This window comes from Micromonospora citrea (assembly GCF_900090315.1).
In the GTDB taxonomy this organism is placed as follows: domain Bacteria; phylum Actinomycetota; class Actinomycetes; order Mycobacteriales; family Micromonosporaceae; genus Micromonospora; species Micromonospora citrea.
This window is the reverse complement of sequence record NZ_FMHZ01000002.1, coordinates 6,819,590-6,837,257: the sequence shown is the minus strand read 5'-3', so window position 1 is coordinate 6,837,257 and position 17,668 is coordinate 6,819,590. Positions and strand designations below refer to the sequence as shown.

General features: G+C 73.7%; 19 protein-coding genes and 1 pseudogene. 10 read left to right on the top strand and 10 right to left on the bottom strand.

Annotated features, from left to right (window positions below; translation table 11 throughout):
- The first annotated feature begins 34 nt into the window (after positions 1-34).
- The 3 genes from GA0070606_RS30315 to GA0070606_RS32995 all read left to right on the top strand — a co-directional run bounded on the left by GA0070606_RS30315 (position 35) and on the right by GA0070606_RS32995 (position 2,033).
- On the top strand, positions 35-826 hold the full coding sequence (locus tag GA0070606_RS30315; RefSeq protein WP_091108409.1) for a GntR family transcriptional regulator: 792 nt from the start codon (positions 35-37) through the stop codon (positions 824-826).
- 251 nt (positions 827-1,077) lie between these two features.
- A complete protein-coding gene (locus GA0070606_RS33000; RefSeq protein WP_218106104.1) occupies positions 1,078-1,488 on the top strand; it encodes an IS110 family transposase in 411 nt (136 codons plus the stop codon).
- Positions 1,473-2,033 carry a transposase gene (locus tag GA0070606_RS32995; RefSeq protein ID WP_218106103.1) on the top strand — a complete coding sequence of 187 codons (561 nt, stop codon included), beginning with the start codon at positions 1,473-1,475 and terminating at the stop codon, positions 2,031-2,033. Before GA0070606_RS33000 ends, GA0070606_RS32995 begins: the two co-directional genes overlap by 16 nt.
- 156 nt (positions 2,034-2,189) lie before the next feature.
- Here the strand turns inward: GA0070606_RS32995 and mshC are convergent, their stop codons facing one another.
- From mshC to GA0070606_RS30290, 4 genes are all read right to left on the bottom strand, one after another.
- Positions 2,190-3,428 (bottom strand): cysteine--1-D-myo-inosityl 2-amino-2-deoxy-alpha-D-glucopyranoside ligase, encoded by a 1,239-nt coding sequence (gene mshC, locus GA0070606_RS30305; RefSeq protein WP_091106645.1) that lies wholly within the window; start codon positions 3,426-3,428, stop codon positions 2,190-2,192.
- Between the two features lie 78 nt (positions 3,429-3,506).
- Positions 3,507-4,325, bottom strand: a complete 819-nt coding sequence (locus GA0070606_RS30300) for an SCO1664 family protein (protein WP_091106644.1) — start codon at positions 4,323-4,325, stop codon at positions 3,507-3,509.
- Complete coding sequence (locus tag GA0070606_RS30295; protein ID WP_091106642.1) at positions 4,322-4,900, bottom strand: DUF3090 domain-containing protein; 579 nt, start codon at positions 4,898-4,900, stop codon at positions 4,322-4,324. The genes GA0070606_RS30300 and GA0070606_RS30295 overlap by 4 nt, the downstream gene beginning before the upstream one ends.
- Before the next feature lie 124 nt (positions 4,901-5,024).
- Positions 5,025-5,747, bottom strand: a complete 723-nt coding sequence (locus GA0070606_RS30290; RefSeq protein ID WP_091106640.1) for a histidine phosphatase family protein — start codon at positions 5,745-5,747, stop codon at positions 5,025-5,027.
- A gap of 113 nt (positions 5,748-5,860) precedes the next feature.
- Here GA0070606_RS30290 and GA0070606_RS30285 point away from each other — a divergent pair, with 113 nt between their 5' ends.
- A complete protein-coding gene (locus GA0070606_RS30285) occupies positions 5,861-6,475 on the top strand; it encodes a helix-turn-helix domain-containing protein (protein WP_091106638.1) in 615 nt (204 codons plus the stop codon).
- A 157-nt stretch (positions 6,476-6,632) separates the two neighbouring features.
- Here GA0070606_RS30285 and GA0070606_RS30280 read toward each other — a convergent pair whose 3' ends face one another.
- Together GA0070606_RS30280 and GA0070606_RS30275 are read right to left on the bottom strand one after the other, a co-directional pair.
- Positions 6,633-7,469 (bottom strand): undecaprenyl-diphosphate phosphatase, encoded by an 837-nt coding sequence (locus tag GA0070606_RS30280; RefSeq protein WP_091106636.1) that lies wholly within the window; start codon positions 7,467-7,469, stop codon positions 6,633-6,635.
- Entirely contained in the window at positions 7,466-8,518 is a 1,053-nt protein-coding gene (locus GA0070606_RS30275) for an LLM class F420-dependent oxidoreductase (protein WP_091106634.1), read from the bottom strand. The genes GA0070606_RS30280 and GA0070606_RS30275 overlap by 4 nt, the downstream gene beginning before the upstream one ends.
- 223 nt (positions 8,519-8,741) lie before the next feature.
- Between GA0070606_RS30275 and GA0070606_RS30270 the strand changes: the two genes are divergently transcribed.
- Positions 8,742-9,713 carry an aldo/keto reductase gene (locus tag GA0070606_RS30270; RefSeq protein ID WP_091106632.1) on the top strand — a complete coding sequence of 324 codons (972 nt, stop codon included), beginning with the start codon at positions 8,742-8,744 and terminating at the stop codon, positions 9,711-9,713.
- Between the two features lie 62 nt (positions 9,714-9,775).
- On the opposite strand, the gene GA0070606_RS30265 is transcribed toward GA0070606_RS30270, so the two are convergent.
- Positions 9,776-10,684: a hypothetical protein gene (locus tag GA0070606_RS30265; protein WP_141721883.1), complete on the bottom strand. Its 909-nt coding sequence runs from the start codon at positions 10,682-10,684 to the stop codon at positions 9,776-9,778.
- Between the two features lie 281 nt (positions 10,685-10,965).
- On the opposite strand from GA0070606_RS30265, the gene GA0070606_RS30260 reads away from it, so the two are divergent.
- The 3 genes and pseudogenes from GA0070606_RS30260 (at position 10,966) to GA0070606_RS34095 (ending at position 12,983) form a co-directional block, all read left to right on the top strand.
- A complete protein-coding gene (locus GA0070606_RS30260; protein ID WP_091106629.1) occupies positions 10,966-11,373 on the top strand; it encodes a YbaB/EbfC family nucleoid-associated protein in 408 nt (135 codons plus the stop codon).
- The gene (locus GA0070606_RS30255) at positions 11,370-12,278 is read left to right on the top strand and encodes a hypothetical protein (RefSeq protein WP_091106627.1); all 909 of its coding nucleotides are present in this window, start codon (positions 11,370-11,372) and stop codon (positions 12,276-12,278) included. Before GA0070606_RS30260 ends, GA0070606_RS30255 begins: the two co-directional genes overlap by 4 nt.
- A pseudogene (locus GA0070606_RS34095) lies at positions 12,187-12,983 on the top strand (transposase). Before GA0070606_RS30255 ends, GA0070606_RS34095 begins: the two are co-directional and overlap by 92 nt.
- A 303-nt stretch (positions 12,984-13,286) precedes the next feature.
- On the opposite strand, the gene GA0070606_RS30245 reads toward GA0070606_RS34095, so the two are convergent.
- Complete coding sequence (locus GA0070606_RS30245; protein WP_091106625.1) at positions 13,287-13,934, bottom strand: TetR/AcrR family transcriptional regulator; 648 nt, start codon at positions 13,932-13,934, stop codon at positions 13,287-13,289.
- A gap of 87 nt (positions 13,935-14,021) precedes the next feature.
- Here GA0070606_RS30245 and GA0070606_RS30240 point away from each other — a divergent pair, with 87 nt between their 5' ends.
- Both GA0070606_RS30240 and GA0070606_RS30235 read left to right on the top strand, forming a co-directional pair.
- On the top strand, positions 14,022-14,855 hold the full coding sequence (locus tag GA0070606_RS30240) for an arylamine N-acetyltransferase family protein (protein ID WP_091108406.1): 834 nt from the start codon (positions 14,022-14,024) through the stop codon (positions 14,853-14,855).
- Between the two features lie 424 nt (positions 14,856-15,279).
- Positions 15,280-15,471 carry a DUF5703 family protein gene (locus GA0070606_RS30235; RefSeq protein ID WP_013734349.1) on the top strand — a complete coding sequence of 64 codons (192 nt, stop codon included), beginning with the start codon at positions 15,280-15,282 and terminating at the stop codon, positions 15,469-15,471.
- A 110-nt stretch (positions 15,472-15,581) separates the two neighbouring features.
- On the opposite strand, the gene GA0070606_RS30230 is transcribed toward GA0070606_RS30235, so the two are convergent.
- Both GA0070606_RS30230 and GA0070606_RS30225 read right to left on the bottom strand, forming a co-directional pair.
- A complete protein-coding gene (locus tag GA0070606_RS30230) occupies positions 15,582-16,235 on the bottom strand; it encodes a hypothetical protein (protein WP_091108404.1) in 654 nt (217 codons plus the stop codon).
- A gap of 58 nt (positions 16,236-16,293) precedes the next feature.
- The gene (locus GA0070606_RS30225) at positions 16,294-17,622 is read right to left on the bottom strand and encodes a M20/M25/M40 family metallo-hydrolase (protein ID WP_091106623.1); all 1,329 of its coding nucleotides are present in this window, start codon (positions 17,620-17,622) and stop codon (positions 16,294-16,296) included.
- Positions 17,623-17,668: the final 46 nt, after the last annotated feature.

Below are 17,668 nucleotides of genomic sequence, written 5' to 3'. Positions count from 1 at the left end.
TCCTAGGAACCTAGCTGTGATCAAGGAGGCGGGCATGCAGATCAATCCGGGCGCGGCCGAGTTCCCTCACCGGCAGATCGCCGCGCAGCTCAAGGCGCAGATCCGCCGCGGCGACTGGGGGCCGGGCGAGCGACTGCCGTCCATCCCGGCCATTGCCGAGATGTTCGGCGTGGCCAAGCAGACCGTGCAGCGCGCCGTCGACCAGCTGCGCGTCGAGGGCATCCTGATCACCAAGCCCGGCTCCGGGACGTACGTCCGGGGCACCCGGCGGCGGCTCAACCGGCTCTCCCGGGGCCGCTACGGCGGCTTCCGCGGCTACCACACCGACCTGGCCGCCCGCTACCGGCAGCAGCTCGTCTCCGTCGGCCGGGCCCCCGCGCCGCCGGAGGTGGCCGACGCGTTCGGCGTGGCCGACGGCACCGAGCTGCTCTGCCGACGTCATCTCGTGCGCACCGAGGACTCCCCCGTCGAGGTGAGCGCCTCGTGGTTCCTGCCCGCCGACACCGCCGGCACCTCGCTGGAGCGCGCCGAGGCGTTCGGCCGGCCGCTCTACCAGGAGGCCGAGGATGCCACCGGCCGACGGTACGTGTCGGCCACCGACACGATCAGCGCCCGCCAGCCCAGCCGGGAGGAGGCGGAGATCCTCCAGATCCGCCCCGACACGCCCGTGCTGCACCTGCTGCACGTCGCGTACGACGGCCACCGCAAGCCGATCGAGGTCGCCCAGGCCACCTGGCCCGGCCCGGTCACCACCCTCACCGAGGAGTACCGGATCCCGGCCCCCGCCGCCGACCCGGACCCCGACCCGGGCCTCGTCCTGGGCTGACTGTGCGGCTGGCGGGGTCGGTCCGCAGATGATGGGCTGATGGTCGGCGGCAGCGGGTGTGACTCTTGGTCTGACTGGCTTTGTGCCTTTGACGGGACTTGTCCGTCTGCTGCTGCCGGCGCCGGCCCGGCGGGAGACGTTTGTCCTGATCAGGAGCTTGACCGCCAGTTAGTGGCTGGCGTGTCTCATCACAGTCCTGCCATCTCCGCACCGGACCGGACCCTCGCGTCCCCACGGTGAGGAGAGAACGCATGTCTATGCTGGCAGATCTGGTCGAGGTCGTCATCGGCGTCGACACCCACAAAGACACCCACACCGCCGCCGTGCTCGACACCCGCACCGGCGGGGTCCTAGCCATGGTCACGGTGAACACGGACCCGGACGGCTATGCCGAGCTGGTGGCCCTGACCGAGCAGCACTCGGGGTTGCGGGCCTGGGCGCTGGAGGGCTCCGGCGGCTACGGCGCGGGCTTGGCCCGACACCTGGCTGATCATGGTGAGCTGGTCGTGGAACTGGACCGGCCGGTGCGACCGGCCCGCCGCGCCGGGGCGAAGTGTCCGACCCCATCGACGCGGAGCGCGCCGCCCGCGACGCTCTGGCGCGTACTCACCTGGCGCAGCCCAAGACCGGCCCCGAACGGGCGGCGTTGCAGGCACGGCTGACCGCCCGTCGGGCCGCCGTGGAAGCCAGCGCCGACGCCCAGCGGCAGCTGCACGCGCTGGTGATCACCGCCCCCGAGGTGGTGCGGGCCCGGTTCCGCGGCCAGAGCACCCGGGCCATGCTCACCACCGCCACCCGACTGCGCCCTACCACCAACGCCGACGTCGACGTGTTCACCACCCTGACCGTGTTGCGGGACCTCGCCCGCCGCGTCCGCTTCCTCGAAGCCGAAGCCACCGCACACGAGAAAGCGATCCGGACGATCGTGCGTTCCTGGCGACCGGACCTGCTCGACCTCACCGGCGTCGGACCGATCGTCGCGGCCACCGTGCTCACCGCCTGGTCACACCCCGGCCGCTGCCGCAACGACGCCGCGTTCGCCATGCTCGCCGGCACCGCCCCCATCCCCGCCACCCGCGCCTACGCCGACCGCCGCCGCGCCCAAGGCAAAACCGACCGGAAGATCAAACGCTGCCTCAAGCGCTACGTCGCCCGAGACCTCTACCGACGCCTCGAAAACCCACCCCAACCACTTGACGCGGCATAGGAGCGTCCCCCGCCCCCGCCCTCCCGCTCCCGCGATCTTGCACTTTCGGCCCCCGATGCGGGGCGTATGTCCGCCTTGTCGGGGCAGCAAGTGCAAGATCGCGGGCGATCGGGGGTGAGGTGAGGGTGAGGGGGTGAGGGAGGGAGAGGGGTGGGGTCAGAGGCGGATGCCCAGGAGGGCGTCGAGGGTGTCGGCGAAGAGGGCGGGGCCGGCCGGATCGTCGGCGGCGCCGGCCAGGGTCGCCTCGGCCCACTCGTCGGCCAGCGCGACGACGCCCGGCGAGTCGAGGTCGTCGGCGAGGCGGGCGCGTACGCCGGCCAGGAACGCCTCCCCCGCGGCGCCGGCGGGCGCGGCGGCGGCCCGCCGCCAGCGGGCCAGCCGCTCCTGCGCGGCGGCGAGCAGCTCGTCTGTCCAGGCACGGTCGCTGCGGTAGTGCCCGGAGAGCAGGGCCAGCCGGACCGCCATCGGGTCGACCCGGTCGGCGCGCAGCCGGGAGACGAAGACCAGGTTGCCCCGGGACTTCGACATCTTCTCGCCGTCCAGGCCGATCATGCCGGCGTGCACGTAGTGGTCGGCGAACGGCGCGGCGCCGGTGAGCCGCTCGGCGTGCGCGGCGGAGCACTCGTGGTGCGGGAAGAGCAGGTCGTTGCCGCCGCCCTGCACGTCGATCCGGTCGCCGAGCAGGTTGAGCGCGATGACGGCGCACTCGATGTGCCAGCCCGGGCGGCCGGGGCCCAGGTCGCCGCCCGGCCAGGACGGCTCGCCCTCGCGCGCGCCGCGCCACAGCAACGGGTCGAGCGGGTCGCGCTTGCCGGCCCGGTCGGGGTCGCCCCCGCGCTCGGGGAAGATCTCCAGCATCTGCTCGCGCGTCAGGTTGGACTCGTAGCCGAACCGGGGCGCGGCGGCGAGGTCGAAGTAGACGTCGCCGGTGCCGTCCTCCAGGCGGTACGCGGCCCCGTCCTTGAGCAGCACGAGGACCCTCTCGGCGATGTCGGGGATGGACTCGACCGCGCCGACGTAGTGCGCCGGCGGGATGATCCGCAGCGCCTCCATGTCCTCCCGGAACAGCGCCGTCTCGCGCATCGCCAGGACCTTCCAGTCCTCGCCGTCGCGCTCGGCCCGCTCCAGCAACGGGTCGTCGATGTCGGTGACGTTCTGCACGTAGCGCACGTCGAGGCCGGCGTCGCGCCACACCCGCTGCACCAGGTCGAACGTGATCATGGTGGCGGCGTGGCCGAGGTGGGTGGCGTCGTACGGGGTGATGCCGCAGACGTACATGGTCGCGGTGCCCGACGGATCGCTGCGGTGGACACCCTGACGCGCCGAGTCGAACAACGCGAGCGGCCCGCCCCTGCCCGGCAGCCGCGGCACCTCATGTCCCGCCCAAGAGTCCATGACCGTCAGCCTAACCAGCCACCGGACCGCGCCACGGCCACCCCGTGGGTGATCATCATGACAACGGCGCGCGCCGGGTCACATTGGGGGCCAGGGCACCGCCGGCCAGTCCTGCGACGGCTGCGGGAAGCACCCGGTGTGCCGCAGCCGGTCGACCCGGGCGGCCAGCTCGGCGAGCTCGGCCAGGGTCAGGTGATCGGCCAGCTCCGCGCCGACCGCGCCGGCGAGCTGGCCGGCGAGCGCGTCGAGCATCTCCACGGCGTCGGTCGGGAGCGGACGGCCGGCCCACCCCCAGAGCACGGTGCGCAGCTTCTCCTCGACGTGGAAGCTCACCCCGTGGTCCACGCCGTAGATCCGGTCGTCCGGGCCGACCAGCACGTGGCCGCCCTTGCGGTCGGCATTGTTGATCACCGCGTCGAGCACCGCGAGGCGGGCCAGCCGCGGGTCGTCGGCGTGGGCGAGCGCGTAGGGCGTGCCGTCGTCGTCGCGGGCCGCGGCGATCGGGAACCAGCGCGGCGGCAGCGCGGCGGCCGGCACGAACCCGACCAGCGGTTCCGCGTCGGCCGGCTCGTCGATCCAGAGCTGGCACGAGCCCGGCCCGAACGGGCCGTCCCGCAGCACCGTCGGTGGGACCAGGTCCCAGCCGGTGGCCCGGGAGACCACGTACGCCGAGACCTCACGGCCGGCCAGGGTGCCGTCCGGGAAGTCCCAGAGCGGTCGCTCGCCCCGCACCGGCTTGTAGACGCACCGCGCGGTCACCCCGTCGAGCGTCAGGAAGCCCCGCAGCGTGGTGTTGGAGGCGTCGACGAGCCGCCCCTCCAACTCGAGCGAGCCGTCGCGGAGCAGCCGGAGCGCGGCGTCGCCGTCCTGTCGGGGCTGGAGTTCCGACGACGTCACCGGTGATAACCGTTGTGGCGCGGGCAGAGGTGACCCGCCGGATCCAGCGGCTGGCCGCACAGCGGGCACGGCGGGCGACCGGCGTTGACCACCCGCCGGGCGCGCTCGATGAACGCGCGGGTCGCCTCGGGCGTCAGCCGCACCCGGAGCCGGTCGAGGTCGTCGTCCGGCTCCTCGTCGGCCTCGTCCTCCTCGTCGTCCGGCTCGCCGAGCTCGACCTCGACCTCCGCCTCGCCGGCGGCGATGGCCTCGATCACCACGGTCGCGGTGTCCACGTCGAAGGCCAGGCCGAGCGTGCCGACCCGGAACTCCTCGTCGACCGGCGTGTCCAGCGGGTCGTTGTCGCCGACGGCGGCCACCGGCTCGGGCAGTTCGACACCGAACCGGCGCTGCGCCTCGGAGAGCAGCTCCTCCAGCTTCTCGGCGAGCAGCGACACCTGGACCTTCTCCAGCGCGACGCTGACCAGCCGGCCGCCGCCGCGCGCCTGGAGGAAGAACGTGCGCTCCCCGGGCGGCCCGACGGTCCCGGCGACGAACCGCTCCGGCGGCTCGAAGGCGTGCACCTGGTGGGTCATACCCACGACCCTATCCGGCGCGCCACGGCACCGCGTACCCCACCGACGCGAATCGCCGCGCGCCCGCCGCGCCCGGCGTGCCGGCGGCCGGAGCCGGGCGTGGCGGCCGACCGCCGCCGGGCCGTCACCGGCCCGCCCCCGCCCCGCCGCCCACCGCCGCGTCGGAGTCGGCCGCGCCGGCCGCTCGGGCCGGCCGGCGACGCCGCCGGCGCGGCGGCGGCACCAGGGCGGCGAGGTCGCCGCCGGTGTCGTTGAGCCGCACCAGGAACGGCCGCAGCGGGGTGTAGCGGATCGCCGTCACCGACGCGGGATCGGCCACGATCCGCTGGAACAGGTCCAGGTGCACGCCGAGCGCGTCGGCCACGATGGCCTTGATCACATCGCCGTGGCTGCACGCCAGCCAGACCGCCTCCGGGCCGTGCTCGGCGGTGACCCGGGCGTCCCAGGAGCGCACCGCGGTGACCGCCCGCGCCGCCATCGCCGCCATCGCCTCCCCCTCGGGGAAGACCGCGGCGCTCGGGTGCTGCTGGACCACGGGCCAGAGCGGGTCCTTCGCCAGCTTCTTCAGCGGCTGCCCCTCCCAGGTGCCGTAGCCGCACTCGATCAGCCCCTCCTCGACGACCGGCTCGGCCCCGGGCAACGCCAGCTCCAGGGTCTGCCGGCAGCGGATCAGCGGGCTGGTCACCACCGCCGCCAGCGGGACCGCCCGCAGCCGCTCGCCCACCGCGGCGGCCTGGGCCCGGCCGGTGTCGTCCAGCTCCACCGGTTGGCGGCCGGCCAGCCCGCCGTCCGCGTTCGCGGTCGTTCGGCCGTGTCGCAGAAGCAGAAGGGTCGCCACGGTGACCACCCTATGGCCCCGGGCGCCGGCGGTCGGCACGCCCGCCCGTGACCGGCCCGGGGCGGGGACGGTCACGCCGGCCGGGGTGGCAAACGCTGTTGCCAGGCTGGCAAGCTTGCGGCATGGACGACGATCTCGACGAGGCGCTCGGCGCGGTGGGGCCCCGGCTGCGCGCGCTGCGCCGGCAGCGCGCCACGACGCTGGCCGAACTGTCCGCCACGACGGGCATCTCGGTGAGCACCCTGTCCCGGCTGGAGTCGGGCGCCCGGCGACCCACCCTCGAGCTGCTGCTCCCCCTGGCCAAGGCCCACGGCGTCACGCTCGACGAACTCGTCGGCGCCCCGCCGACCGGCGACCCGCGCATCCACCTGCGCCCCGTCACGCGGCACGGCATGACCATGCTGCCGCTCACCCGCCGGGCCGGCGGCATCCAGGCGTACAAGCTCGTCATCCCGGCCAGCAGCCACCGGCGGGTGCCCGACCCGCAGACCCACGAGGGCTACGAGTGGCTCTACGTCCTCAACGGGCGGCTCCGGCTCGTGCTCGGGGCACAGGACCTGGTGCTCTCTCCCGGCGAGGCGGCCGAGTTCGACACCCGCGTGCCGCACTGGTTCGGCGCCGCCGACCCCGAGCCGGTCGAGTTCCTCAGCCTGTTCGGCACGCAGGGCGAGCGCGCCCACCTGCGCGCCCGCCCCCGGGCGACCCCACCACCGCCCGGACAGGGCGATCCGGACTGAGCCCGGACAGGGCCCGCCGGGCTCAGCCCGGGCAGGGCGATCACGGGCTCAGCCCGGGCAGGGCGGTCCGGACCGAGCCCGGGCAGGCCGGGCCCCGCGAACGGGGCCGGCCCCCGTCGCCGGGAGGCGAACGGGGGCCGGCACGGGCCACGGGAGGTCAGGTGGCGCTGATGGTCCCGGTCATCAACAGCGCCAGCACCAGGGTGCCCAGCGCGACCCGGTAGAGCACGAAGACGTACAGGGTGTGGTGGGCGACGTAGCGCAGCAGCCAGGCGATGGCCGCGTAGCCGACGCCGAAGGCGATGATCGTGGCGACGATCATCTGTGCGACGCTCGGCACCGAGGTGCCGGGTGCCGCCGGCTCGAAGACGTCGCCGACGCTGAAGATGCCCGACATCACCACCGCCGGGATGGCCAGCAGGAACGAGTACCGCGCCGCCGCCTCCCGGGTCAGGTTGAGCAGCAACCCGGCGGTGAGCGTGCCGCCGGAACGGGACACGCCGGGAATCAGCGCCATCGCCTGGGCGAAACCCATCACCACGCCGTCGCGCATCCGGAAGTTCTCCAGGGTGCGGGTCTGCCGCCCCCAGTACTCGGCGAACGCGAGCACGAACGCGAAGACGATCAGCGTGGTGGCCACCAGCCACAGGTTCCGGCCGGCGGTGCGGATCTGGTCCTTGAACAGGAAGCCGAACAGCCCGATCGGGATCGAGCCGACTATGACGTACCAGCCCATCCGGTAGTCGAGGCTGGAGCGCACCGACTTGTCCCGGATGCCGACCAGCCACGTCCGGGTGATCCGCCAGATGTCCTTGGCGAAGTAGATCAGCACCGCCGCCTCGGTGCCCAACTGGGTGACCGCGGTGAACGACGCGCCGGCGTCGCGGTCGAAGAAGATCGCCGAGGTGATTCGCAGGTGCCCCGACGAGCTGACCGGAAGGAACTCGGTCAGTCCCTGGACGATGCCCAGGACGATGGCCTCGACCCAGGTCACTCCCCGACTCCCGAGAGGTCCAGCGCCTCGGCGACGGTACGCAGGGTCTGCACGCCGCTGTCCCGGTCGCCCGCGAACAGGGTCACGGAGAGGGTGGTGACGCCGGCGGCGGCGTACTCCCGCATCCGCTCGGCGATGCGCTCCTTCGGGCCCAGCAGCGAGGTGCGGTCGATGAACTCCAGCGGCACCGCGGCGGCGGCGTCCCGCTGCCGCTTCGCCAGGTAGAGGTCCTGCACCTCGCGGGCGGCGTCGCCGTAGCCCATCCGGGTGGCGAGCTGGTTGTAGAAGTTCTGCTGGCGGCTGCCCATGCCACCGACGTAGAGGGCCGCGTACCAGCGGACCAGCTCGGCGCAGGTGGCCACGTCGTCGCCGACCACCACGGGCACCGACGGGACGACGTCGAAGCCGGCCAACTCCTTGCCGACCTTCGCCCGCCCGGCGCGCACCGACGCGAGCTGCTCCTCGGCGAACTCGGGCGCGTAGAAGATCGCCAGCCAGCCGTCGGCGATCTCGCCGGCCAGCTCCAGGTTCTTCGGGCCCACGGCGGCGAGGTAGATCGGGATGTGCTCGCGGGGCGGGTGGAAGCCCAGCTTCAGCGCCTTGCCCGGCCCGTCGGGCAGCGGCAGCGTGTAGAACTCGCCGTCGTACGCGACGCTCTTGCGCCCCACGGCCAGCTTCACGATGTCGACGAACTCGCGGGTCCGCGCCAGCGGCTTGCCGAACCGGACGCCGTGCCAGCCCTCGGAGACCTGCGGGCCGGACACCCCCAGTCCGAGCCGGAACCGGCCGCCGGAGAGCGCGTCGATGGTCGCCGCGGTCATCGCGGTCATCGCCGGGGTGCGGGCGGGGATCTGCATCACCGCACTGCCCAGGTCGATCCGCTCCGTCTGCCCCGCCATCCAGGCGAGCATGCTCGGCGAGTCGGAGCCGTAGGCCTCCGCCGCCCACACCACCGAGTAGCCGAGCCGGTCCGCCTCCTGGGCGAAAGCCAGGTGATCGGCAGGCGTGCTCCACGCCGTCTGGTATCCGAGGCTGAGCCCGAGTCGCACTAGGTCCTCCCCCATCCGCACCACAGGTCGCATCAGGTTACGCAATGCCTCGGGACGGCCCGATCACCGGCTCACCGCAACCAGACGCGGAGCGGGCCGGCGCGTCGGGCGTACCGGCCGCGTGCTCCCGGTGACGGATCAGGCGGTCGGAAACACGACGCGCCCGGCAGACTTGACGGGAGCGAGGATGTCCGCGCGGCCCTGTTCCAAATAAGGTTCACCCATGCAACAGCGACCGCTCGGCCGAAGCGGGCTGGCGGTTTCGCGGCTCGCGCTCGGCACCATGACGTGGGGCCGGGACACCGACGCCGACGACGCGGCCGCCCAGCTGAAGAGTTTCCTCGACGCGGGCGGCAACCTGATCGACACCGCCGACGTCTACGGCGACGGCGACGCCGAGTCGGTGATCGGCTCGCTGCTGGGCGCCCTGGTGCCGCGCGACGAGCTGTTGATCGCGACCAAGGCGGGGCTGCGGCCGGGCAGCGGCCGGCGCCGCGACGGCTCCCGGGGACACCTGCTGCGGACGCTGGACGCCTCGCTGCGCCGCCTCAACACCGACCACGTCGACCTGTTCCAGGTGCACGGCTACGACCCCGACACCCCGCTGGAGGAGACCCTCGCGGCGCTCGACCACGCGGTCGCCAGCGGCCGGGTCCGCTACGTCGGGGTGTCGAACTTCTCCGGCTGGCAGACCGCGCGGGCCGCCGCCTGGCAGGCCGCCTGGCCGGGCCGCGCCCCGGTGGTGGCCGCGCAGGTCGAGTACTCGCTGCTGGAACGGGGCGTGGAGCGGGAGGTGCTGCCCGCGTGCGATGCCCTCGGGCTGGGCGTGCTGCCCTGGTCGCCGCTGGGCCGCGGGGTGCTCACCGGCAAGTACCGGCACGGCCGGCCGGCCGACTCGCGGGCGGCCTCGCCCCACTTCGAGCGGTTCGTCGCCACCTACCTGGAGCCGCGCTGCTCCAGCATCGTCGAGGCGGTCGCCACCGCGGCCGGTGGGCTCGGGGTCTCGCCGCTGGAGGTGGCGCTGGCCTGGATCCGCGACCGCCCCGGTGTGGTGGCGCCGATCCTCGGCGCGCGGACGGTCGGGCAGTTGCTCGGCGCGCTCCAGGTCGAGCGCATGACCCTGCCGGAGGAGATCATCACCGCGCTGGACGACGTGTCGGCCGTCCCGGTCGGCTACCCGGAGCGCGACGGCTGACCCGCCGCCCCGCCCGTCGCGCGGCGGTGGCGTCCGCGCCGGTCCGGCGGGCGCCGCCCGGCTCAGGTCGCCGGACGCTGGCCGGGGATGTCGCGTACGGCGGCGAGGAAGCGCCCCTGGTCGTCGCGGGTGGCCGGGTTGACGATCCGGATCCAGGAGCCGTCGTCGAACACGATGGTGGACGGGAACTGCATGAGGCGGGCCGCGCCGTGGTCGGAGTCGATGCGGGCGATGCGCCGCCGTTCGACGCTCCACAGCACCTGGGGACGCCGGCGGTCCTCGCGGCCCTCGTCCGGGCGGCGCCCCATGCGCAGCAGGTGCAGGTGGGTGTCGGTGACCACGAGCGGGGTGCCGGTGTAGCGCTCCAGGAAGAGCAGCAGGCTACCGGCGAGCGAGGCGAGGTCACCGCTGAAGACGTACCGCCGCCGGTAGGCGATCTCCGCGAGCTGGTCGGCGAGCGGCCGGTGGCGGCTGAGCCGGAACAACGCCCGGAACGCCTCCTGCTCCTCGGTGAGCGGTACCGGCTGCCGCGCCTGCGCGGGCCGGTCGGGGCCCGGCGGGTCGGCCCCGGCCGGGTCCCCGCCGTCCGCGGCGAGGACGGCGGCCTTGCCCGGCAGCATCAGCACGCCCGCGACGATCCGCACCGGGGTCATCACGGCGTCCACCCACGCGACCGGGTTGACGACGTTGAGCAGCCCGAACAGCGCGCGCGGGTCGAGCGCCTCCGCCACCTCGGCGCCCACCCGGTCGGCGAACTGGCTGCCCGCCCGGTGGGTCTCGGGCGCCCGCACCGGCGCCAGCCCGACGTACCGGATCTCCTCGCCGGGCAGCAGCGGCGCGACCAGCGCGCGCTCCGGCTCGTCGGTGGTGCGGAACTCGTCGCGCAGCTCGCGGGCCTTGTCCCGGGCGGCCCGCGCCCCACCGAGCACCGCCTCGGTCAGCCGACCGAGTCGCCCTCGCCCACCGGTCACGCCCTGCCCCCTCGCTCGCCGCTCACCGGCCGGCCGGTCGCTCCGCCGGCCGCTGGCCGAAGACATTCTGGTCGATCCAGTCGGCGCCGCCCTGCACCGCCGCGTCGACCTGATCGCCGATCTGCTCCGAGCCGGGCACGGACAGGCTGGAGACCAGCGCGACGCCGCCCCGGGCTGACCCCGTGCACCACGCTCCTCCCCCCGTTCGTCCGGCCCGGGCGCCGATACGATCATGGCGCCGCCGGTCGCCACCCCGGGCCGGCGCCCCACGGGAGGTTCTCATGTCCGACCCGCTGTCCGCGTTCGACGCCCTGGCCGGACGGCTCGCCGACATCGAACGTCGCTTCGCCGGGCTCAAGGACGACCTGGACGAGCTGCGCGGCACCGCCACCGACGAGAGTGGACCGGCCTCCGCGACCGGCGAACTCACCGACCTGAGCTTCGCGCCGACCGCGCTGCGGGTGGGCGCCGAGGACCTCGCCGCGATGGTGATCGAGGCGTACCGGCAGGCCCGGACGGCGGCGAACGAGCAGCTCGACGAGCGCACCGGCGGGCTCGACGCCACCCTCGGCGCGGGCCTGAACGGGATCTTCGGCACCCCCGGGGACTTCGCCTCGCTGGGCCGGCTGGAGGAGGCCATGGGCCGGCTCGGGCGCCTCGACGGGCGCCTGCCGAGGCCGCCGGCATGACCTCGCCGGGCTGGCCGGACATCGTCGCCCGGCTGCACGACACGTTGTCCCGTTGCGACCGCGACACCGACCTGGAACTCGCCGCCGGTCCCCGCCGGCTGCACCTGCTGGTGCGCCGGACCACGGTCCGCGGGGTCTGCCCGCCGTACGACGAGCGCCGCATGGCGGACCTGGGCTGGTGGCCGTCGCAGGGCGCCGCCGGCTGGTGGTACGAGACGCCGCGTACCGCCGAGGGTTTGCGCTGGTGGAGCGAGTTCGTCGCGCGTACCGCCGCCGCGGTGCTCACCACACGGCCGGACGCGCTCTCCTGCCAGGTGCTGCCACCCACCGGCCCCCGGGTGCGGCCGGAGCCGACCGTGCCGCCCGGCCCGCGCCCCCGGCCCGCGGCCGTCGCGTCGGTCCCGCCGCCTCCCATGGTGCCGCCCGCTCCCGCGCCGCCGACACCCGCCGCACCGCAGCCGACCCTGCCGCCGCCGGTCGTGCCCCCGGCGCCGCCCGTGCCGCCGGCGCCCCGCGCGACCGGGGCCGCCGCCGTGCCGCCGCCCCCGGACCCGGCCCAGGTCGCCGCCGTGCCGCCGACCCCGCCGGCCCTCGCCGACGGCATCGGTCAGGCCGTCGATCCGGCGGGCCCCGACGCCGGGGGCGGGCCGGCGGTCACCGGGGCCGACCCGACCACCGACGGCCCGCAAGGGCCGGACGGGGCCGAGCCGATCACCGGCACCGGAGAGGAACGGCACCGGAGGGACCCGTCCGCCGACGCGACCGCCGACGCCCCGTCCGAGCCGGCCGCCGAGACAGGGGTTGCAGCAGTTTGTGACGACCTCGACGTGGGACACCACAGCGGTACGGATGCGGCTGACCCGCCGAGCCCTCGAGGTGGTCGAGCCGGAGGCATGGGTCGTTGACGACACCGGCTTTCCGAAGGGCGGCAGGAGCTCGCCGGCTGTGGCCAGGCAGTACTCCGGCACGCCCGGCAAGGTCGCGAACTGCCAGCTGGGCGTAAGCGTCCACACGGTCGCCGACACCGCGTCGTGCCCCCGGACCGGCGGCTGTTTCTCCCGACGTCGCGTCGCGGGACGACCACGCCGGTGACGAGGCTGACCAGCCCGGGGGGTGGCTGCTCGCCGGCCCGCTGCGGCATTCCCGAGCAGGGGCGTCACCGCCCGAAGTGGTCGCTGGTGGTGGAGATGCTCGACGAGCTGACCGGCCACGTGCTGCGCCCATCGCTACCGGCCGCCGACGCCGGCGACAACAGCCCATTCCGCAGCGCTTTCGACGAACGCGGGATCGGCTACCTATGCAGGTCGAAGGCGACGCCCTCGCCCACAACCCGGGCGCACAGCCAGTCGAGCGGGTGTGGTCCTGGCGGAAGGCTCGAAAGGCACCATGAGCTCCCGATTCGTCTACCCGTGCGTGCGCCCCGCCGGGCACCGCGTCGCCCGCGACGCCGACGGCACCCCGCTCGAGCGACGGCTGATCACCCAGTGGTCCGACGACCAGACCGAGCCCGTCAAGTACTGGCTGTCCAGCCTCCCCGAGGTGACCAGCCACCGACCCCGTCCGCTACGGCAGGATCCGCTGGCACACCGAACACGACCATCGCGAACTGAAGACCGGCCTCGGCCTGGACCACTTCGAAGGCCGCTCCTGGATCGGCTGGCACTGCCACGTCACCGCCGCCACGGCCGCGCACCTGTTCATCAACGAACCACGCCTGGCCCCGGAAAGCGGCTGCGTCGGCCTGACCCTCCACCTCATCGCCACACACCGCGTGGGCCACGGGCCTCGGCGACCGTCTCCGCGTACCGCTGGCAACCGGGCGACCATCGCCTCCGCTGACAGCCGGGCATCACGCTGAGTCAGCCATGAACAGCTTGCGGTGATCGAGATGTCATCGCTGGCTGAAGCGGTTGTCAGGCGCCGCCGAGGTCGGCCAGGCCGAGCTCGCCGTCAGGAAGGGGTTGGATGTCCGGACCGGCGCGCAGTCCGTCGAGCATGAGCGCCAGGTAGCGGTCCACGTTGCGCTGGGTGAGCTCGACGCGCAGGCCGGGGAGCGGTCGCAGCAGCAGGGCCATCATCAGGGTCAGGTCGCCGGCGTCCACGTCGTGGCGCAGGTCCCCGTCGGCCTGGGCGCGGCGGACGAGCCGGTCGAGGATCTTCAGCAAGGTCTGACGCAGCCGCCGTTCCTCGGGGTCGGCGTGGAGCTGTTCCCAGGTGCTGGTGAACCAGATCGACAGCCAGGTCGCCAGCCGCAGCTCGGCGGCGGCGCGGCGGATGAATCGTGACAACGCTCGCCAGGCGTCCCGCTCCTCGTCCTCGGCATCGCGGGCGATGGCGACGACGCGGCCGAAGCCGTCCAGCGCCACCCCGCGCACCAGCGCTTCACGGTCGGGAAAGCGGCGGTAGAGGGTGGCGGCTCCGACGCCGGCGCGGCGGGCCACCTCTTCCATCGGCACCTCGGCGCCGCGTTCCGCGATGAGATTGCGGGCGGCCTCGATGATCTGTTCGCGGTTGCGTCTGGCGTCGGCCCGGAGCTTGCGGCCGGGGCTTTCATTCGTCACTCCAACAGTATACGGAAGGCCACCCCTCGGATAAGCTTCATAAGTGGGGGATGTTCTACCAGTTATTCGGGAGGAACGAACGTGGAGATGACCATCGACCCGATGCTGCGAAGGATCGGGTACCGGGGGCACGTGACCGTTGACATGGAGACGCTGTTGGCTCTGCACCGGGCCTGGCGGCACGCGGTGCCGTACGAGAACCTCGATATCCAGCTCGGCAGGCCGATCAGCCTCGACCCCAACGCGCTGTTCGACAAACTCGTGCGGCGGCGCCGCGGCGGCTACTGCTACGAGCAGAACGCTGGCCTGGCCACGCTGCTGCGCCTGGCCGGCTTTCAGGTGACGCTGGTGGAGGCCGCGGTGATGCGCGCAGACCGCGGCGAGACGATGTGGGGCAACCACAACGCGCTGCTGGTCGACCTCGACAGCCAACGCTGGCTGGCCGACGCCGGCATCGGCGACGGATTCGTCCTGCCGCTGCCGATGCAGGAGGGGCCGCACACCCAAGGAGACCTGACCTACCGGCTCGAGCGACTCGATCCGGACACCTGGCGCTTCCACCACCATCCCAGCGGATCCATCGCCTCCTACGACTTCCGGCTCCAGCCACGGCAGATCGCCGACTTCGCCGCCCGCTCCCGCGAAATGTCCACCTCCCCCGAATCGCCGTACGTCACCACGCTCATGGCCGCCCGGCCAGTCGCCAAGCACACCTTGTTACTGCTGTCACGTACCCTGCGTCGGCTGGGCACCGACGGCAGGACGCGCCGGACGATCGGCGACGCAGAGGAGTTCGCCAGGACGCTCTCCACACACTTCCTCGTACCACTCGACGACCTCGGCCCGGATGGCGTCGCTCATCTCTGGCACAAGACAACCGCCCAGGACGACCTGTGGCGCGCGCGTCGGCAACACCCTTGATCGCACACGGCGCAGGCGTCGGCCAACCATGTTGATCGTCTTCAACTTCGTGTCGAACACGAGCGAAGCAATGCCCGCTGCCCGTTGCCGCTACTGACCGCGACTATGCACTGCAGCGTCAGGTACCTGCTCGACCGGCACGACACGGCTCAGGAGTCGGCGCGGGCCTTGTAGGCAGGGTTGCGGGCCTGCCCGCGCACGGTGCCGGGGTCGGGTGGGATCTCCTCGTGTCGGCCGATCTCCGCTCGACCGGCCGGCTTTCGGGACGACCAGGCTCGGCGAAGCCGGCCGCGAAGGAGCTCCGGTGGCGTCCCTGGGCCGACGCCTCGACCGCGGACGCCCTGCCCGGCTGCGGCGCGGGTGCGTCGGGGCCGGGGCGGCGAGGGGGTGGCGGACGGCCGCCGGGCTGGGCAGCATAGGGCACATGGACTACGAGTACGCGCCGCTGCGGTTGCCGCCGAACGTCGACCGGTTGACCGCTGCGGCGCAGTTGGCGATCCAGGCGGAGTTCTCCGGGTGGGAGTTGGCCCGGGTGCGGCTGTACCGCGACGGCACGCGCCAGGTGGTGCTTCGCCGCCGGCGGGTCAACCAGCCGCAGCCGGGACTGTCGTACTGAGGCGGGCGGGGCCGTCGCACTGAGGCGCCGGCGGCACCCGGCACGCGGACGCCCCGGGGCCCGGCTGCTCGGCCGGATCCCGGGGCGTCGCCGCTGCACGGGCGGGGCCGCTAGTGGGCGTGGTCGTGCTCGTCGTCGAGCTCCATGAACGGGTGCTCGTCGAGGCGGCCGACCAGCCGGTCGTCGGCGGCCGGCTGGAACGGGCCGACCGGGTCGTCGTCGTCGAACGACTCCAGGTCGACCGGGGTGCCGATCTCGCTGACCATCACCACGCCGTCGAGCGGCTCCAGCTCCGGCACGTCCAGCGCGCCGAGCGAGCCGTCGCCGCTCTGTAGCAGCTCCAGCACCGCCTCGCCGACCCCCTCGACGGGCTCCGGCTCGTCGTCGGCCGGCGTGCCCTCCCGCCGGGCGGCCTCGGCCACCCGGATCAGCGCCGACACGCTCGGCACCCGGTAGTCGCGCCGCTGACGCACCGAGATGACCCGCGGGTGCGGGTCGGTGGCCTCCACGCCCTCCCCGCCGCCGAAGCGCTGGTCGGCCTCGTCCGGGTCGATCGACTCGACGTCCCACGGGGTGACCTCGCCGAAGGCGTCCAGGAGTTGCTCGTCGTACGCGTAGGAGGCGTTGTTCAGGGCGACGTACGCCTGCCAGACGTCGTCGTCGTCGACGCGGCCCTGCGCGGCGCGGACGGCGGCCAGGTGGTGGCGGGCCGCATCGATCACGCGCTCGAGGGCGGCGTCCAGCTCACCGTGCTGGTCGGTCATGTGGGTCAGTCCCTTCACGATCAGAGGTTCCCGCCGGAACACCGGTTCCTGGCGGGGGCTAGCAGGTGCGGAGGAACCGGTCGAGAACCCGCACGCCGAACTGTAGTCCGTCCACCGGAACCCGCTCGTCGATGCCGTGGAACAGCGCGGAGAAGTTCAGGTCGGCGGGCAGCCGCAGCGGCGCGAAGCCGAAGCAGCGGATGCCGAGCTGCGAGAACGCCTTGGCGTCGGTGCCGCCGGAGAGCATGTACGGCACCGGCCGGGCGCCCGGGTCCTCCGCGCGCAGCGCCGCCGACATGGCGTCGACCAGGTCGCCGTCGAACGTCGTCTCCAGCGCGGGCTGGCGCTGGATGTACTCGATGACGATGTCGGGGCCGACCAGCTCGCGCAGCTGCCGCTCCAGCAGCTCCGACTGCCCCGGCAGGCTGCGGCAGTCGATGGTGGCGGTGGCCCGGCCGGGGATGACGTTGTCCTTGTACCCGGCGGCGAGCCGGGTCGGGTTGGCGGTGTTGCGGATCGTCGCGCCGATGATGTTGGCGATCGGCCCGAGCTTGGCGATGGCGGTCTCCGGGTCCTCCGGGTCCAGCTCGATGCCGAGCAGGTCGGAGACCTCCTCCAGGAACGCCCGGACGGTGTCGGTGACCACCACGGGGAAGCGGTGCCGACCGACCCGGGCAACCGCCTCGGCGAGCGCGGTGACGGCGTTGTCGTCGTGCACCATCGAGCCGTGCCCGGGGCGGCCCCTGGCGTGCAGGCGCAGCCAGTCGATGCCCTTCTCGGCGGTCTCGATCAGGTAGAGCCGCTGGTCGTCGTTGACGGAGTAGGAGAAGCCGCCGACCTCGCCGATGGCCTCGGTGCAACCGTCGAGGAGGTCGCGGTGCCGCTCGACCAGGAAGTGCGCGCCGTAGTCGCTGCCGGCCTCCTCGTCGGCGGTGTACGCGAGCACGATGTCGCGGGGCGGGCGGACGCCGGTGCGCCGCCAGTGCCGCACCACGGCCAGCACCATCGCGTCGAAGTCCTTCATGTCGATCGCGCCCCGGCCCCACAGGTAGCCGTCGCGCAGTTCCCCGGAGAACGGGTGCACCGACCACTCGTCGGCGTCGGCGGGCACCACGTCGAGGTGGCCGTGCACCAGCAGCGCCCCCCGGCTCGGGTCGGTGCCCGGGATGCGGGCGACGAGGTTGGCCCGGCCGGGCGCGGACTCGTGGATGACGGACTCGACGCCGACCTCGGCCAGCTTCTCCGCCACGTACTCGGCGGCGGCGCGTTCACCGGCGCTGGTGTCGTTGTCCCCCGTGTTGGTGGTGTCGATGCGCAGGAGGTCGCGGCAGAGGTCGACGACCTCGTCGGTGGGGTCGGGAAGGGCGGTGGCGGCGTCGCTCGTCATCGGTTCTTCATACCAGCCGACCGACCCGCTCCGGTCCCCCCGCCCC

Bases quoted from the DNA above. Each gene is read 5' to 3' on its own strand.
- GA0070606_RS30255 (WP_091106627.1), top strand. From the start codon at position 11,370: ATGACCTCGCCGGGCTGGCCGGACATCGTCGCCCGGCTGCACGACACG.
- GA0070606_RS30285 (WP_091106638.1), top strand. From the start codon at position 5,861: ATGGACGACGATCTCGACGAGGCGCTCGGCGCGGTGGGGCCCCGGCTG.
- GA0070606_RS30260 (WP_091106629.1), top strand. From the start codon at position 10,966: ATGTCCGACCCGCTGTCCGCGTTCGACGCCCTGGCCGGACGGCTCGCC.
- GA0070606_RS30225 (WP_091106623.1), bottom strand. From the start codon at position 17,622: ATGACGAGCGACGCCGCCACCGCCCTTCCCGACCCCACCGACGAGGTC.
- GA0070606_RS30235 (WP_013734349.1), top strand. From the start codon at position 15,280: ATGGACTACGAGTACGCGCCGCTGCGGTTGCCGCCGAACGTCGACCGG.
- GA0070606_RS30240 (WP_091108406.1), top strand. From the start codon at position 14,022: ATGACCATCGACCCGATGCTGCGAAGGATCGGGTACCGGGGGCACGTG.
- GA0070606_RS30270 (WP_091106632.1), top strand. From the start codon at position 8,742: ATGCAACAGCGACCGCTCGGCCGAAGCGGGCTGGCGGTTTCGCGGCTC.
- GA0070606_RS30295 (WP_091106642.1), bottom strand. From the start codon at position 4,900: ATGACCCACCAGGTGCACGCCTTCGAGCCGCCGGAGCGGTTCGTCGCC.
- GA0070606_RS33000 (WP_218106104.1), top strand. From the start codon at position 1,078: ATGTCTATGCTGGCAGATCTGGTCGAGGTCGTCATCGGCGTCGACACC.
- mshC (WP_091106645.1), bottom strand. From the start codon at position 3,428: ATGGACTCTTGGGCGGGACATGAGGTGCCGCGGCTGCCGGGCAGGGGC.
- GA0070606_RS30315 (WP_091108409.1), top strand. From the start codon at position 35: ATGCAGATCAATCCGGGCGCGGCCGAGTTCCCTCACCGGCAGATCGCC.
- GA0070606_RS30230 (WP_091108404.1), bottom strand. From the start codon at position 16,235: ATGACCGACCAGCACGGTGAGCTGGACGCCGCCCTCGAGCGCGTGATC.